The sequence below is a fragment of the Polaromonas sp. P1_G1 genome (assembly GCF_056405595.1).
Map to the genome: position 1 here is coordinate 130,519 of NZ_JBFUBU010000027.1, position 15,378 is coordinate 145,896.

16 protein-coding genes are annotated in these 15,378 nt (G+C 62.6%); 14 read left to right on the forward strand and 2 right to left on the reverse strand.

All coding sequences use genetic code 11. The features are described 5' to 3' along the window. The first annotated feature begins 6 nt into the window (after nucleotides 1-6). The 11 genes from AC1D1Y_RS15395 (at nucleotide 7) to AC1D1Y_RS15445 (ending at nucleotide 8,666) form a co-directional block, all read left to right on the forward strand. The gene (locus AC1D1Y_RS15395) at nucleotides 7-630 is read left to right on the forward strand and encodes an isochorismatase family protein (protein WP_477683080.1); all 624 of its coding nucleotides are present in this window, start codon (nucleotides 7-9) and stop codon (nucleotides 628-630) included. 98 nt (nucleotides 631-728) lie between these two features. After that, complete coding sequence (locus AC1D1Y_RS15400; RefSeq protein WP_477683105.1) at nucleotides 729-992, forward strand: energy transducer TonB; 264 nt, start codon at nucleotides 729-731, stop codon at nucleotides 990-992. A gap of 143 nt (nucleotides 993-1,135) precedes the next feature. After that, nucleotides 1,136-1,639: an anthrone oxygenase family protein gene (locus AC1D1Y_RS15405; protein ID WP_477683081.1), complete on the forward strand. Its 504-nt coding sequence runs from the start codon at nucleotides 1,136-1,138 to the stop codon at nucleotides 1,637-1,639. Between the two features lie 776 nt (nucleotides 1,640-2,415). Beyond that, nucleotides 2,416-2,874, forward strand: coding sequence for a hypothetical protein (locus AC1D1Y_RS15410; RefSeq protein ID WP_477652125.1), 459 nt, complete (start codon nucleotides 2,416-2,418; stop codon nucleotides 2,872-2,874). Between the two features lie 173 nt (nucleotides 2,875-3,047). Further along, nucleotides 3,048-3,425 carry a hypothetical protein gene (locus AC1D1Y_RS15415; RefSeq protein WP_477683082.1) on the forward strand — a complete coding sequence of 126 codons (378 nt, stop codon included), beginning with the start codon at nucleotides 3,048-3,050 and terminating at the stop codon, nucleotides 3,423-3,425. Nucleotides 3,426-3,516: 91 nt separating this feature from the next. Further along, the gene (locus AC1D1Y_RS15420) at nucleotides 3,517-3,936 is read left to right on the forward strand and encodes a hypothetical protein (protein ID WP_477683083.1); all 420 of its coding nucleotides are present in this window, start codon (nucleotides 3,517-3,519) and stop codon (nucleotides 3,934-3,936) included. 106 nt (nucleotides 3,937-4,042) lie between these two features. Further along, nucleotides 4,043-4,513, forward strand: a complete 471-nt coding sequence (locus tag AC1D1Y_RS15425) for a hypothetical protein (protein ID WP_477683084.1) — start codon at nucleotides 4,043-4,045, stop codon at nucleotides 4,511-4,513. A gap of 183 nt (nucleotides 4,514-4,696) precedes the next feature. Then, nucleotides 4,697-5,092, forward strand: a complete 396-nt coding sequence (gene arr / locus AC1D1Y_RS15430; protein ID WP_477683085.1) for an NAD(+)--rifampin ADP-ribosyltransferase — start codon at nucleotides 4,697-4,699, stop codon at nucleotides 5,090-5,092. Between the two features lie 54 nt (nucleotides 5,093-5,146). Then, nucleotides 5,147-5,569 carry an SgcJ/EcaC family oxidoreductase gene (locus tag AC1D1Y_RS15435; protein ID WP_477683086.1) on the forward strand — a complete coding sequence of 141 codons (423 nt, stop codon included), beginning with the start codon at nucleotides 5,147-5,149 and terminating at the stop codon, nucleotides 5,567-5,569. Between the two features lie 177 nt (nucleotides 5,570-5,746). Then, nucleotides 5,747-6,724 carry an acrylyl-CoA reductase (NADPH) gene (acuI, locus tag AC1D1Y_RS15440; RefSeq protein WP_477683087.1) on the forward strand — a complete coding sequence of 326 codons (978 nt, stop codon included), beginning with the start codon at nucleotides 5,747-5,749 and terminating at the stop codon, nucleotides 6,722-6,724. Between the two features lie 31 nt (nucleotides 6,725-6,755). Then, nucleotides 6,756-8,666, forward strand: coding sequence for a propionate--CoA ligase (locus AC1D1Y_RS15445; protein WP_477683088.1), 1,911 nt, complete (start codon nucleotides 6,756-6,758; stop codon nucleotides 8,664-8,666). Nucleotides 8,667-8,694: 28 nt separating this feature from the next. Here the strand turns inward: AC1D1Y_RS15445 and AC1D1Y_RS15450 are convergent, their stop codons facing one another. Continuing rightward, the gene (locus AC1D1Y_RS15450) at nucleotides 8,695-9,222 is read right to left on the reverse strand and encodes a hypothetical protein (RefSeq protein ID WP_477683089.1); all 528 of its coding nucleotides are present in this window, start codon (nucleotides 9,220-9,222) and stop codon (nucleotides 8,695-8,697) included. Between the two features lie 245 nt (nucleotides 9,223-9,467). On the opposite strand from AC1D1Y_RS15450, the gene AC1D1Y_RS15455 reads away from it, so the two are divergent. From AC1D1Y_RS15455 to AC1D1Y_RS15465, 3 genes are all read left to right on the forward strand, one after another. Then, entirely contained in the window at nucleotides 9,468-9,932 is a 465-nt protein-coding gene (locus tag AC1D1Y_RS15455) for a (2Fe-2S)-binding protein (RefSeq protein WP_477652117.1), read from the forward strand. A gap of 11 nt (nucleotides 9,933-9,943) precedes the next feature. Then, a complete protein-coding gene (locus AC1D1Y_RS15460; protein WP_477683090.1) occupies nucleotides 9,944-12,091 on the forward strand; it encodes a xanthine dehydrogenase family protein molybdopterin-binding subunit in 2,148 nt (715 codons plus the stop codon). Nucleotides 12,092-12,154: 63 nt separating this feature from the next. Beyond that, nucleotides 12,155-13,204: an XdhC family protein gene (locus AC1D1Y_RS15465; RefSeq protein ID WP_477683091.1), complete on the forward strand. Its 1,050-nt coding sequence runs from the start codon at nucleotides 12,155-12,157 to the stop codon at nucleotides 13,202-13,204. Here the strand turns inward: AC1D1Y_RS15465 and AC1D1Y_RS15470 are convergent. Beyond that, entirely contained in the window at nucleotides 13,201-15,363 is a 2,163-nt protein-coding gene (locus tag AC1D1Y_RS15470) for an O-linked N-acetylglucosamine transferase family protein (RefSeq protein WP_477683092.1), read from the reverse strand. The genes AC1D1Y_RS15465 and AC1D1Y_RS15470 overlap by 4 nt on opposite strands. Between the last annotated feature and the right edge of the window lie 15 nt (nucleotides 15,364-15,378).

Consider the following 15,378-nt stretch of genomic DNA (forward strand, 5'->3'; position numbering starts at 1 on the left):
ATTCCCATGCTGCTCGATGCCGACGACTCCCAACTGGTGCTGGTGGACTACCAGTCCCGCCTCATGCCCGCCATTTTTGAAAACAGCCTGGTGCTGGCCAATGCGCTCAAGCTGGCGCGCATGGCCAAACTGCTGGAGGTGCCGGTCTGGGGCACGGCCGAAAACCCCGGCTCGCTGGGCCCTCTCGTGCCCGAACTGCAAGCGGCCATCGCCGCCGCCGGCGGCCGCACGCTGGACAAGATGTCTTTCAGCGCCGTCGCCGACGGCCTCGTCGACCTGCTGCGCCCGCCCGTGCGCAAGGTGCAGGCCGGCGGCAACGCCCGCAGCCTGCCCAAGCATCTGCAAAAGCCCGCGCCCGAACCGGAAGAAGGCAGGGGCACCATCGTCATCGCCGGTTGCGAAGCCCATGTCTGCCTGATGCAGACCGCGCTCGACCTGCTGGAGGAAGAGTTTGAAGTCTGGGTTGTGACCGACGCCTGCAGCTCGCGCACCGAACGCAACCGCGACGCCGCCTTTGACCGCCTGGCCGGCAACGGCGCCGAACTGGTGACCACCGAGATGGTGGCGTTTGAGTGGCTGCGCACGGCCGAGCATGAGGCCTTCAAGGATGTGCTGGGGCTGGTGAAGTGAGGCGGGCCGGCTTTCAAGCTGCCTATACCCTGCGCATACTCTGGCTTCTTCTTTTTACACTCCTTGCGGGCTGCGCCACCGGCGAAATCGTGCAGCCTGTGAGTCAGGCAAGTTCACCCAGCCCTGAATATCCCGCTGTCTCCAGGCGTCTTGGGGAGGAGGGCCGCGTGATACTACGAGTGCGGGTGCTGGCCAGCGGTGAACCCGGCGAGGTGCGGCTTCACAAAAGTTCAGGCTTTGACAGGCTGGATGCGGCTGCGGTGGCGGCCATGAAGCAATTCAAATTCAACCCCGCACGAACCCGCTGGGGCCGCGCCGTGGATTCGTGGGTAACCCTGCCGATCGAGTACGCCTTGAAATGAGCAATTCATTCACCGCTAAAACCCGAGCATTCCAAAGTGCTTCGACACCCTTAACGCATCCGTCAACCATGCCGCACGGTTGCCGCCATAGCCCTGCGGCATTACAGTAATTCCTCGATTTCCGTCCCGATTGTGAGGATTCCATGCCGGCTGCCGACACCTTGCTCTTTGCGCTGACCTTTCTTACAGCCCTAGGCTGTGCGCTCGTTGCCGGCATTTTCCTGGCGTTCTCGAACTTCGTGATGGGAGCCCTGGCCCGCATCAGCCCGCCCTCGGGCATTGCCGCCATGCAGTCCATCAATGTCGTGGTACTCAACCCAGGTTTCCTGGGACTCTTTATGGGTACCGCGCTGGCCTGCGCCGTGCTTCTTGTCTACGCGGTGATGCACTGGCAAGCGGCTGGCGCGCTTTGCCTGGCGGTGGGAAGCCTGTTCTATATCGTGGGCACTTTCGGCGTCACCATGGTTTTTAATGTGCCGCTGAACAACGCGCTGGCGCGGCAAGACCCCGCCAGCCCGGAGGCCGCCGGTTTCTGGCGCGGCTATGTGGCCGGCTGGACGATGTGGAACCATGTGCGCACCCTGGCGGCACTGCTTGCCGCGGTATTGCTGGTTTATCCGCTGATCCGGTTTTCGGGCGGCGCATAGTCTGAAGGGAAGTGCCCCGGCGAAAGTTCGGGCCGCTTGCTTCAAGCCATGCTAAAACTGCAAAATATTTGCTGAAATTCCAATCAACAAGAGAGTTCTGAAGGGATTCGATGGTCAAGTTAAACCGAAACCGGCGCAGCGCCAAAATTCGCTCCAAGTGAAACAATCGCTTAAGCCTTCAATCGAGAAGACGTACCGCGACAAGCCGGGTCACGTCTCTTATCTCAAACGTTCGGCGCCACAAATGCGAGTCTTGCTCCTGGCCATCTCAGCGCTTGTTACCGGCTGCGACCACATACATGGCGTTGCGCGCTACACCGACCCGATGCCATCGGCTCCGCCAGCCCGGTGCGTCCAGGACGCCGTCTCATCCGTCGAGGGCGTAAAGAATGTCAGCTATTCCTGGGAGCTAGGTAGCCGACCACTGACGCTTCACGGAATTGAAAGACCAGATCAGGTGCATCGATTCTGGTATGAATACAAAGGCATCAAGAGCAATCTCTATTTTGTGGTGCACTACGATGGCTCTGCTACGTACCGTCACAGCTACGGCTGCCTCAACTGCACACCACCTCAAAGCACCATCGATACCCTTTACCCAGGTATGCGCGCTATCGACGAAGCTATTAAGTTACGGTGCGGGGTTTCAGCGCCCATCCAAGAGTCCTGTTCGGGGGTGAAGTGCGGCGGCGCCTGACCCTTCGCTGCAGCCGACCTGCCACGGCTGGCTTCGCCAGCTTCCGCAGGCGGCCGAACGCCAACCTTAGGCGCTTTGTATGTCTCGCGAAGGTGATTTGATGCGCAAGGCTCTCAAGAAGGTTCTGCTGCCGGAGCTGAGCCGCATTGGCTTTATTGGCACAAGCTCGAACTTTCAGCGCAGGTCCACGGAGAACCTCGATCTATTGTCTATCCAGTACTGGAAGTACGGTGGGCAATTCATTCTGGAATTTGCGCGCGGCAAGAGAGGCGCTCTCAATACAAGCTGGGGCGAGGTCGTGCAGGAAGAAAATATTGGCGTGGCCCATATATCCCCACTCCAACGGGCTCGGCTTCAGCAAACGCTTGAAGCGTCCGAGGAACTCTTTCGCGGCTTCAAGTTCTCGGGCTTCGGGGAAGACTTGGCGAAATACGTCGCGCTGGCGAATGAAGTTGCATCATTGCTGCCTCAAATCAATGCGTGGCTTGAGAGTGGGGTGGCCGGAGAAAATATCCATACACTGGGCCGAAGCACTTAACCCTTCCATCGAGAGGGCTCGCCTCGGCAAGCTGGGGCCGAGCCTCTCATGTCAAACATTAAAGGTCAWCCCGTCGTATGCGAACAAAGCCGGTACTCGTTTTAGCCTCGATGCTCACGGCGCCCTTGCTTCTATCCGCGCAAACAGAATTCAAGGCCCGCGGAGCTTTATTCGTGGGAAATATTGCCGATGCCTGCACAACTTCGGCCATGAGTGCAGGAATTCTCACGGCTTTGAGGGACAAAGGTGCTTCACAGGCGGACGCAGAATTGAAGGTGGCCGAGCTCCTGGCCAATGATCCCAACAGGGATTTTTATGTCGGATTGACTGCTCAAAACTCGAAAGTGGTCTTTGGCTTCCCTGCCGTACCCAAGACGTCACAGGAGCAAATAGCATTGGCTCGTTGCGCGCGCTTCGCGAAGAGCAAGCCAGTTCTCGCCGAAGAAACCGTTGTGGCGCTTATGCCCGCTGTCGTAAAGTGCCAGGTGTCTACCTCTCAGGAGGCCAGCAAGTGTGTGTTTTCAGTGGTGTACGAGGCGCAACCGCAATGACCTTTAACTGGTTGGCCAACACGAAACCGCAGCAGCAGGAGGCCGCTTCGCGGCTTGTGTTGCATGCCGGGCGGTGTCAACGTTGAGCCTCATGATGCCAATCGCCCTTTGTGAAGCAAAGTGCAAGCGCTGCGGTGCCGTCTTCGCTCATGCATGCCTTGGTGAATCCGCTTACGGCGAGGTGATTCTCTCCACCGACGACGGTCGAGAATTCCTGATTGCAAGCGCATGGTCAGCGTTCGCGCAAAAGGTGAGCGATCAAATCCCAGGGGAGCACTCCAACGCCTTCTGGGAGGTTCTCGCCTCGCTCGCCGATCCCGTCAATGGCAAGCAGCTCATCCATGCAATCGTGTGTCCCAGTTGCCTGGGCACCGAGCTCGAGTATTGGGGCGGCAGCAAGGTTGGCTCAGTAGTGTGCGCTGATGCCAGTTTTCTACAATCCGAGCGGCTTAGCCCGGTTTCTCTGGCTGAACGAGTGGCCCAGCCCTTTGGACGCGACCGTGAGGCCTAAGCTGATCAGGCAACTGGTTCAAGCCAGGCGAGCCCTTCTTTCAAGCGGACATGCCTGCAGCGGCCCGCTTAAGTCAAACGTTAGACGCCACCGTTCCCTCGACACTATGAAACACGCTTTTGTCTCCGCGCTTCTCGGGCTGGTAGCAACCTGCAGTCTCGCCGCCGATCCTGCGTTGGCGCCAAACGCTCCGAAAGACAATCCTGTCCGCGCCGAATCGGCGGCGCGCATGGAGAAAGCAATTGCGCCGTACGTTGCTCAAGCAAGGGCCTCATATCCACAGGCAAAGCAGCGGTTCCTTGCCGGGCTCCCGAGAGGTCATTCATTCTTTCTCACTACGCGCCTCTCCGACAGAAAGGGAAACGTGGAGCAGGTCTTTGTTGCGGTACAGAGCATTCGCAACGGCTTGATTACAGGAAGGATATGGAGTGACATCGAGCTCGTTGAAGGTTTCCGCCACGGCGATGTGTATTCTTTTCAGGAGGCGGCGATGATCGACTGGCTCATTACCAAGCCCGACGGAACGGAGGAAGGTAACCTCGTCGGGAAGTTCCTCGACACTTATTCCACGAAGTAGGTGCCGAATGCCTAACTCTTCCTATGTGGGCTCCCCCACAACGGGAGGCGGCTCCGCCGCTAGTTCGCTGAGAAACATGGGTTGGCGTCCTACGACGGCATGGATGTCGGTCCTGCGCTGATCGCCGCGAAATGAACCTGAACTGGGGGGCACCGCATCACCCCCGTTTTCACTTGACAACTTATGGCAGCTTTGGACACCGGCCCTTTTTTTCATGGCACGAAAGCCGAATTGCAGCCAGGCGACCTGCTGAGTTCAGGCTTTAAATCGAATTACGACGAAAGCGTCGTGATGAATCACATTTATTTCACCGCCATCCCCAAAGGCGCTGGGCTTGCCGCGGAAATAGCCAAAGGCAGCGGCAGGCCGCGGGTCTACATCGTTGAGCCGACGGGAGAATTCGAGAACGATCCCAACGTGACAGACAAGAAGTTCCCGGGCAACCCGACGCGGTCCTATCGAAGCAGGCTGCCTTTAAAAGTTGTTGGCGAGCTCGAAAGCTGGGAACTCTATGACTCAGAGTTCATTCAACAACTGAGAGCCCGTGTAGAGAATGGCATGGGCAAAATCATCAATTGATGGGAGACGCCGCTGTGAAACGGTGTCCCAGTCGTGGCAATAGGGCATGGGAGCATGACCAAGATGAAAAAACCTGAAGATGCACCGGGCGCCTTTCAGGACGTCTGGAACGCTCACGACATGGTGGCTCTCGGTGAGCTGTTCGACCAGGACGCAACCTTCGTGAATCGCTTCGGGCACTATGTCCGGGGTGTTGAGGAGATCGTTGCACTCCACGTTCCGATTCACGAAACAATCTATCGCGACTCCACGCTCCAGAACGAGCTGATCGATATCGCCCCTATTGCCGACGGGGCGGCGGTCATTCATTTCTGGAGTCGCCTGGCTGCCGGCGCCGCTCATCCGGCCGGGCCACACGTGGTGGATACGCTGATCCTCGCCGTGTTGACGAGACAGCACGATACCTGGCGCATCCGGGCGCTTGAGAACGTGACCCTTGTCAACCCGCGGACCGGTGAGGCGATCTTGCGCGACTAGCGCAGCCTTGAACCTACAAGCTTCCTCTTCGCTCGAAACTTGCCGTGAACTCCGCATCCTGGGTTGGGTGGCGCCGTCAGCCTCCTGAAAGCCCATTATCCATAATTAAGAATTCAGTTTCWCTGGTTTCCCATCGTTTTCCGGCACCTGAAACAACAATCCACTGGAGACAACGCCGTGTTCAAGTCCCTTTTGCTCAGCAAGTCCGACGCCGGTTTTTCGGCGGCGGTGACCGATACCGATGAGGCCCAGCTTCCCGCCGGCGATGTGCTGGCGCAGGTCGAATACTCCACCCTCAATTACAAGGACGGCCTGGCCATCACCAACAAGGGCCCGGTGGTCCGCAACTGGCCCATGGTCGCGGGCATTGACGGCGCGGGCACCGTGCTGGAATCGACCCACGCCGGCTGGAAGGCTGGCGACCGTTTTGTGCACAACGGCTGGGGTGTGGGCGAAACGCGCTGGGGCCTGATGGCCGAACGCGCGCGCCTGCAGGGCGACTGGCTGGTCAAGCTGCCGGCGGCCTTTAGCGCGCGCCAGGCCATGGCGATCGGCACGGCCGGCTATACCGCCATGCTGAGCGTGCTGGCGCTTGAGCAGCACGGCGTGAAGCCCGGCGACGGCGAAGTGCTCGTGACGGGTGCCACCGGCGGTGTGGGCAGTGTGGCCGTGGCTTTGCTCGGCAAGCTGGGCTACACCGTGGTGGCCGCTACCGGCAAGGCCAGCGAGGAGGCCTACCTCAAGCAGTTGGGCGCCGGCAGCGTGATTGACCGGGCGGAACTGTCTGCGCCCGGCAAGCCGCTGCAAAAAGAACGCTGGGCCGCAGTAGTGGACGCCGTGGGCTCTCACACGTTGGCCAATGCCTGCGCGCAGACGCGCTACGGCGGTGTGGTGACGGCCTGCGGCCTGGCCCAGGGCGCGGATTTTCCCGCGACGGTCATGCCGTTTATCCTGCGCGGCGTGACACTGGCCGGCATAGACAGCGTGATGGCGCCGCTGGCCAAACGGCAACAGGCCTGGGAGCGCCTGGCCAGAGACCTGGACGCGGCCAAGCTGGAGTCCATGGTCGAGGATGTGCCGCTGGCCCGTGCCACCGAAAAAGCGGCGGACTTGATGGCCGGTAAGGTGCGCGGCCGTGTGGTCGTCAAAATCTGAAGAATCTAAAAATTAAAAATGGAGACAAGCAATGACGAGCTACGCAGATTTCTACCGCCAGTCCATAGACCAGCCCGAGGCCTTCTGGACCGAGCAGGCCAAACTGATCGACTGGCACAAGCCCTTCACCCGCGTCTGCAATGACGACAATCCGCCATTTGCCCACTGGTTTGAGGGCGGGCAAACCAATCTGTGCCACAACGCGGTGGACAGGCACCTCAAGGACAGGTCCGACCAGGCGGCGCTGATTTACGTTTCCAGTGAAACCGGCGTTGAAAAAACCTATACCTTCCGCGAACTGCACGCCGAAGTGCAGCGCATGGCCGCCAGCCTGCTCGCCATGGGTGTGGTCAAGGGCGACCGCGTGCTGATCTATATGCCCATGATTGCCGAGGCGGCTTTTGCGATGCTGGCCTGCGCGCGCATAGGCGCCATCCACTGCGTGGTGTTCGGCGGCTTCGCCAGCGGCTCGCTGGCTTCGCGCATCGACGACGCAACGCCGCGCGTGATCATCAGCGCCGATGCCGGCTCGCGCGGCGGCAAAGTGGTGGCCTACAAGCCCCTGCTCGACGAAGCCATTCGCCTGGCCAGACACCAGCCCGAAGCCGTGCTGCTGGTCGACCGCGGCCTGGCGCCCATGCCCATGGTGGCCGGCCGCGACCTGCACTGGGAGACCCTGCGCGCCAAATACCTGCACGCCCAGGTGCACTGCGAATGGCTGGACTCCACCGCCATCAGCTACACCATCTACACCAGCGGCACCACCGGCAAGCCCAAGGGCGTGCAGCGCGACACCGGCGGCTACGCCGTGGCGCTGGCCGCCAGCATGAAACACATCTTCGACGGCCGCGCCGGCGAGACCTATTTTTCGACCAGCGACATCGGCTGGGTCGTGGGCCACAGCTACATCGTCTACGGCCCGCTGATCGCCGGCATGGCGACCATCATGTATGAAGGCCTGCCCACCCAGGGCATGGACAAGCAGCCCAATGGCGCGATCTGGTGGAGCCTGGTCGAAAAATACAAGGTCACCGGAATGTTCAGCGCGCCCACCGCCGTGCGCGTGCTCAAAAAGCAAGACCCGGCCCTGCTCAAGAAGCACGACCTCTCCAGCCTGCGCGCCTTGTATCTGGCCGGCGAGCCGCTGGATGAGCCCACGGCCCGCTGGATCAGCGAAGGCCTCAGGGTGCCGATCATCGACAACTACTGGCAGACCGAATCCGGCTGGCCCATCATCACCATCGCCAACGGCGTTGAAAAAAAGGACAGCCGCTTCGGCAGCCCCGGCGTGCCCATGTACGGCTTCAAGGTCAAGATCCTGCACGAGTCCACCGGCGAAGAACTGACGCAGCCCAACGAAAAAGGCGTGGTGGTCATCGAAGGCCCGACACCGCCCGGCTTCATGCAGACCATATGGAAAGATGACGCTCGCTTCGTCAACACCTACTGGAAGAGCGTGCCCGGCAAGATGGTCTATTCCACCTTCGACTGGGGCATACGCGACGAGGACGGCTATTTTTTCATCCTGGGCCGCACCGACGACGTGATCAACGTCGCCGGCCACCGCCTGGGCACCCGCGAGATCGAGGAAAGCATCTCAGGCCACGCCCAGGTCGCCGAAGTCGCGGTGGTCGGCGTGGCCGACGCGCTCAAGGGCCAGGTCGCCATGGCCTTTGCCGTGCCCAGGGACGCCGCGGTGCTGACCGACAGCGCGGCCGCCCTCAAGCTCGAAGGCGAAATCATGAAACGCGTGGACGGCGATTTAGGTGCGGTCGCACGGCCGTCGCGCGTGCTTTTTGTGACGGCCCTGCCCAAGACCCGCAGCGGCAAGATGCTGCGCCGTGCGATCCAGGCGGTATGCGAGGGCAGGGATGCGGGGGATTTGACGACCATGGATGACCCGGCTGCGTTGCAGCAGATTCGGGATCGGGTGGCCAGCTAGAGCGCTACTGCGCGGCCTTCCATCTGCCTTAGTCTGGCAGGGCAAGAGTGGTGCCGGCCATCATGCCTTTCGCTTCGGGTTCCTGGGTCTCGGTCCAGATGCGGTTTCCACTGGCAGCAACGGGGCGGTTAATGGTTTCCTGAACAATGGCACCGAGCAAACCAAACATGAGGGAGAAGTCTCCTGTCGGTCGTGAGAAGGGCGCGAGCAAGTAAAAGAACCGGCGCTCGTCCGCTTGCGCCATGAGCTCCGTGACACGCTCTTGTCCACCAGGTGTGGAGGCTGTGAGCCGCCTTGTACCTGGGGCAACACTGATGGCGGTGTAGCTGTTTTGCGGCAGAGTGGCCACCTTTGCCCCGTCCACCAACACCGTAACGGTCTCTGTATCTCCGGAAATTCTCACCAGATACAGCAGTGCTTGCCCCGGCATGGGGTCCTGCAGTTGAACTTCGGTGGGCTGTGGTGCAGAAGGCGTTGCAGGGGGATTGGCCCAAGTGCAGGCGCTTGCAATCAAAAGTATTCCTGCCAGCGTGCGTCGGATCATCTTGGTTTTCAAGTTCAGGTGAATCGGGCCTCAATGGCCATGAGCGTTGGCCGATTCTAGAGGGCACAGCGGGCGCGCCCCTCATGTCTCATCTTGAGAAATCTTCTCGACACTTTGTTTCAGCCAAGGGTTTCTACCCGGATACCCCCCAAAACCCAGCCTTAGCATGAGTCGCGCAAGGCCTTCGGGTAGTAGCTGACTTTGGGGCCTGCCCGATCCTGTGATGACAGACAGCGATTCAACAAAAGGGGACCCCGATGACAACAAAACTCAACGTGAACGGCCGCGCCGTTTCCGTCAATGCCGAACCCGACACACCCCTGCTGTGGGTGATACGCGATGAACTGGGCATGACCGGCACCAAGTTCGGCTGCGGCGCCGCCCTCTGTGGCGCCTGCACTGTGCACCTGAACGGCAAGCCGGTGCGCTCCTGCCAGACGCCGCTGTCGGCAGCGGCGGGGCAGAAGGTGGCGACGATTGAAAGCCTCTCGCGCAACAACACGCATCCGCTGCAGGTGGCGTGGATCAAGCATGACGTGCCGCAGTGCGGCTACTGCCAGTCGGGCCAGCTGATGAGCGCGGCGGCCTTGCTCAAGGACAACAAAAATCCCAGCGACGCGGACATCGACGCGGCGATGAGCGGCAACATCTGCCGCTGCGGCACCTACCCGCGCATCAAGGCGGCGATCAAGGATGCCGCTTCCACCCTGCGTAAAGCCTGAGGAGAACCATCATGACCATCACCTCACTGATTTCTCCGAACCGCCGCACCTTCCTCAAGACTTCGTCCGCCCTGACGGTCGCGGGGGGCGGGCTGATGCTGGGCGTCACGCTGGGCGTGCCGTCGGCACAGGCGGCCGGCACGCTATACACGCCCAATGCCTGGGTGCATATTGCCGATGACAACACCATCACGCTGCTGTCCGCCCGCTCCGAGATGGGGCAGGGCGTGTACACCTCCATGCCCATGCTGATCGCGGAAGAGCTCAATGTGGACATCCGAAAGGTCAAGGTCGCGATCGCGCCGCCGGGCAAGGTCTACACCAACGCCTTGCTGGGTGCGCAGATCACGGGCGGCTCGACTTCGGTGCGCGACGGCTGGGAGAAGCTGCGCATCGCGGGCGCGCAGGTGCGGACCATGCTGGTTTCCGCAGCGGCGGCCAAGTGGAATGTGGATGCGTCGACGCTCAAGGCCGAGAACGGCATGGTCATAGGCCCGAACGGCAAGAAGGCGACCTATGGCTCGCTGGCCGAGGCAGCGTCGAAGCTGCCGGTGCCCGAGAAAGTGGCGCTCAAAGACCCGAAAGATTTCACCGTCATCGGCAAGCCCACCAAGCGGCTGGACACGCCGATGAAGGTCAACGGCACGGCGGAGTTCGGCATCGATGTGAAGCTGCCGGGCATGGTCTATGCCAGCCTGCAGCAATGCCCGGTGATTGGCGGCAAGGTCACCAGCTTTGACGCCGCCAAGGCCAAAGCCATGCCGGGCGTGATTGACGTGGTGCAGATTCCCGACGGCGTGGCGGTGGTGGCTGACAGCTACTGGCATGCCTTCAAGGCGCGCCAGGCCCTCACGGTGCAGTGGGACGAAGGCCCGGTCGCGGCCATCAGCAATGCCAGCATGCTGGACGGCATACGCAAGGCGGCCGATAGCGGCAAGGTGATTCCCATCGTGCCGGCCAAGGGCGACGCGGCGGGCGCGATGAAGGGCGCGGCCAAGACGCTGAAGGCCGAGTACGTGTCGCCGCTGCTGGCGCACGCCACGCTGGAGCCGATGAACTTCACGGCTGATTACAAGAACGGCAAGATTCTGTTGATAGGCCCGACGCAGTTCCAGCAGGGCGCGGAGGGCAGCGTGGCGGCGGCGCTGGGCATCAAGCCGGAAGACATCACACTGAAGACCACCTTCCTCGGCGGCGGCTTCGGCCGTCGGCTGGAGCTGGACTTCATCGTGCAGGCGGCGCAGATCTCCAAGGCGGTGGGCAAACCCGTCAAGCTGCTCTGGAGCCGCGAGGACGACACCACGCACGACTTCTACCGGCCCATGGCGGTGAACCAGCTCTCCGCCGGGCTGGGGGCCGACGGCAAGCCGGTGGCGCTTAACTTCAAGGTGACCTCGCAGTCCATCACGCAGCGCGCCTTCGGCCTGCCCAAGGACACGCTGGACCCTTTCATGGCCGAAGCCGGTGTCATGCCTTACGACATTCCCAACACGCAGTACGACCTGGTGATCCACGACAGCGGGCTGCGCGTGGGCTACTGGCGTTCGGTGAGCCATGCGCTCAATGCCTTCGCCAACGAAAGTTTTGTCGACGAAATGGCGCTGGCTGCGGGCAAGGACCCCTATGCCTACCGGATGTCATTGCTGGAGAAGCAGCCGCGCTTCGCCAACGTGCTGAAAATGGCAGCCGAGAAATCCGGCTGGGGCACGCCGGCGCCGGCCGGCCGCAGCCGTGGCATCGCGCTGATGGAGGGCTATGACACTTATATGGCGCAGGTGGCCGAGGTGTCGGTGAAGGACAACCAGGTGACGGTGCACAAAATGACGGTGGTGGCTGACCTGGGCCGCATGGTGAACCCCGACACGGTGCAGGCGCAGATCCAGTCCAGCGTCGTCTTCGGCCTCTCGGCGGCGCTGAACAACCAGATCACGCTGGACAAGGGCCGGGTGCAGCAGAGCAACTTCGGCGACTACCCGGTGTTGCGCATGCATGAGTCGCCGGTGATGGACATCACCCTGGTGCCCAGCACCGAAAAACCCGGCGGCATCGGCGAGCCGGCGACGGCGCTGGTGGCGCCGGCGGTGGCCAACGCCGTGTTCGCGGCCACCGGCAAGCGGGTGCGCACGCTGCCGCTCAATGACAACCTGGCCAAAGCCTGACGACATATGGGGTTGGTGCCGGGGTTGAGGCAAAGATGAGCACGGACTGCTAGCATCCGGCGCATGGACAACATTGACCTCGAAGTTCTGAAAACCTGCTCGCAGTGGCTGGCTGCGGGCCTGCGCTGCGAGCTGGTCACCGTGCTCAAGACCTGGGGCTCCAGCCCGCGGCCCGAAGGCTCCATGCTGGCGATCTGCGAGGACGGCCGGGTGGTGGGCTCAGTCTCGGGCGGCTGCATTGAAGACGACATGATTGACCGGGCTCGCCGTGAGGGCCTGGACCGCGCGCGGCCGGCCATCGTCACCTACGGCGTGTCGGCCGACGAGGCGCGCCGCTTCGGCCTGCCCTGCGGCGGCACCATAGAACTGGCGATTGAGCCTTTGTCGGCGGACAGCCGCATCGAGGAACTGCTGCGGCGCCTGCAGGCCGGCGAGCTGGTGGCGCGCCGGCTGGATTTGCACAGCGGCGCCGTGACGCTGAGCACGGCCCAGCCCAGCCAGTCCATGCAGGTGTCGGAAGCCGCGCTGGTGACCTTGCACGGCCCGCGCTGGCGCCTGCTGGTCATTGGCGCGGGGCAGCTGTCGCGCTTTGTGGCGCAGATTGCGCAGGGCATGGACTACGCCGTGACGGTATGCGACCCGCGTGAAGAGTACCGTGACAGCTGGCAGGTTGAGGGCGTCGAGCTGGCCACCGGCATGCCCGACGACGTGGTGCAGGCCATGAAGCTGGACGCGCGCTGCGCCGTGATCGCCCTCACGCATGACCCCAAGCTGGACGACCTGGCGCTGATGGAGGCGCTGCGCTCGCCGGCGTTTTACGTGGGCGCGATCGGTTCGCGGCTGAACAACCAGCGCCGCCGCGAACGGCTGGCCGAACACTTCGACATGACGGAAGAGGAACTGGGCAAGCTGCACGGCCCTATCGGCCTTTACATCGGCAGCAAGACACCGCCCGAAATCGCGATTTCCATCCTGGCCGAACTCACGGCGGTGAAGAACCAGGTGGCCTTGCCGCGCGCGGTGGGCATCGCCGAAGCGAAGGCGCAGGCCGGCCTGGCGCCCACGGGCGAGGTGTGTGAATTGCCCGTGCCGGCTGGCAAGCCTGCCGTTTAGGCCACGTCAAAGGCTACCGGTGGCAGCCCTGCGCGGGAGCGCTCGGCCATGACCGTCCAGGCCGCTTCCCATTCCTTTACGCGTGCCGCCAGGTCGAACAGCGGCGCCGCTGCGGCAGCCGCTTCGACGCGCTCCCGCAAGGCCCGCAGCGCACCGGGGTCGCGCCCCAGGCGCACCGCTTCGGCCCGATAAGCTTCGGGGCTGTCCAGGACGCATTGCGCAAGGCCGGCGGCATGCAGGATGCTGCCGCCCAGGCGTGATGCAGGGCGCTTGCCCGCACAGGTGATCGCCGGAACGCCGAGCTGCAAGGCGTCTTCCAGGCCCTGCGCGGCACTGAGCCGCAAGGTGTCCAGAAACAGGTCGGCATGCCGCATGGCGGCCAGTGCCTCGCTTCTATCCATGGGCGTTGAAAAAAGCAGGCGGGCCGGGCCCACACCGGCGGCCTGCGCTTCCCGCACCAGGTTGACCGCCGCCGCGCCGCAGCGGGGAAGCCATAGCACGGCATCGGGCAAGCCGCGCAGGATTTTCATCCACACGGAAAAACTGTGCGGATCGATGCTTGCCGGCGCGCTGAATGAAGCCAGCACCAGCGCGTCGGTGGGCAGCCCTGCGTCCTCGCGCGAGAGGGTGCGTCCGGTCTCCGGCCGGCCGGCGCTTGCCAGCCAGCAGCTATGCGGCAGGCGGACGATGGCGCCGTCCTGTGAAGGTTCGGCGTCGCCGGGATGGGCAAAGCGGTCCGACAGGCTGTAGTCCCAATGCCCGGGCACATGGCGCTGGTAGAGGCCGGTCTGGCGCAGTTGCACAGGCGCTACCCGCATGGCCGCGATGTCTTGCCGGCTCCAGGGCGAATCCGAAGCCATTTCGATATAGATATCCAGTTGGTCCAGCCGCATGCGCCCGGCCGMTTCCGCCGCCGCCATATGGCCGATTTCGCTGACGCTTGCCGCATGAGGCCGCAGCGAGTCAGCCGGCAGTGGACCGGGCCGCAGCGTGAAAGCATAGACATGGATGGCAAAGCGTGATGCATCATGCAGCGCAAGCTGCTGCGTGAGCGCCTGCAGCTGGCGTGAATCGTGAAGGCTTTGCACGGCCAGGCCCACGCGGATGCGGTCGTCCTGCCGGGAAACTGGCTTTTGCCGCCTTATAAAAGCCGGCAACGATGCCTTGAGCCGGGCGTCGAGCACGGGGATGGATTCGCTGTGCATCTGCGCCAGCTCGTCGTCCCGCAAATCCAGCGGCAGGCCGTAAAACGGCGCGTCACCCCAGTAGCGGCCGAGGCCGGTGGCGGCATTTTTTTCAAGGGTGGCACGCAGCAGGGTGGTGAGCTGGTCGTTGTTTCGCCAGTCGCCTGCCGACAGGCCGCGGAATGCCTGGTCAAGATGGATCTGCAATGCGTCGGGCGGCTGAAGGGTGAGCTTGCGCGCGTGGCTGACGGCGCTGCCGTACAGGTCATCCGGGATATCGAGTTTCGACAGGAATTTTTCAAAAAGCAGGCGCGTTTCACCGACGAGGCCGGCCAAGGCCAGGTCCGCTTTCTCAAGCTCGCCGTGGGAGGCGAGAAGGACGATGTGGCGTATTCGCAGTTCGCCCTCGAGAGGGAATTTCTCCAGGGCGGCGCCAACGACGTTGAGAGCCTCGGCATAGCGCCGCGCGCCTGAAAGGTACTCGGCAAGATTGGCATGGTAGGGCGCATGGCCGGGCTGCAGCTCCACGCACTTTCGCGCCAGTCCTATCGCGATGTCCCAGCGCGACGAACCCGCAGCCAGGATGCCGACGTTGTTCAGTGAGCGCAGGTGCCCCGGGTCAAGCTGCAGGGCCGTTGCATAAGCGGCCTCAGTCCTGGCCAGGTCGCCGCAGGTTTCGGCCGTGATCGCGAGGTTGGCCGCGCCGTCGGCATCCTGCATCAGCTGGGCCTCTACCGACAGCAGTGTCCTGTAGGCGGCCATGGGCCGGTCGAGCAGGCTCAGCAAGGTTGCACAGGCCGACGCGGCATTCACGTCCTGCGGGCTCAGCGCCAGGGCCTGCTCAAACGCGAAGAGCGCCTGTTCAAGCTGGCCGGCCGCATGCAGTTGTGCGCCGCGCAACATCCAGTCGCCATGGCCTGTGGCGGCCGCAGGCAGCGGGGGCTGTTCGGGCGCGGCTGGTCGGCTATCTTGCATGTCGGGATTATGTGG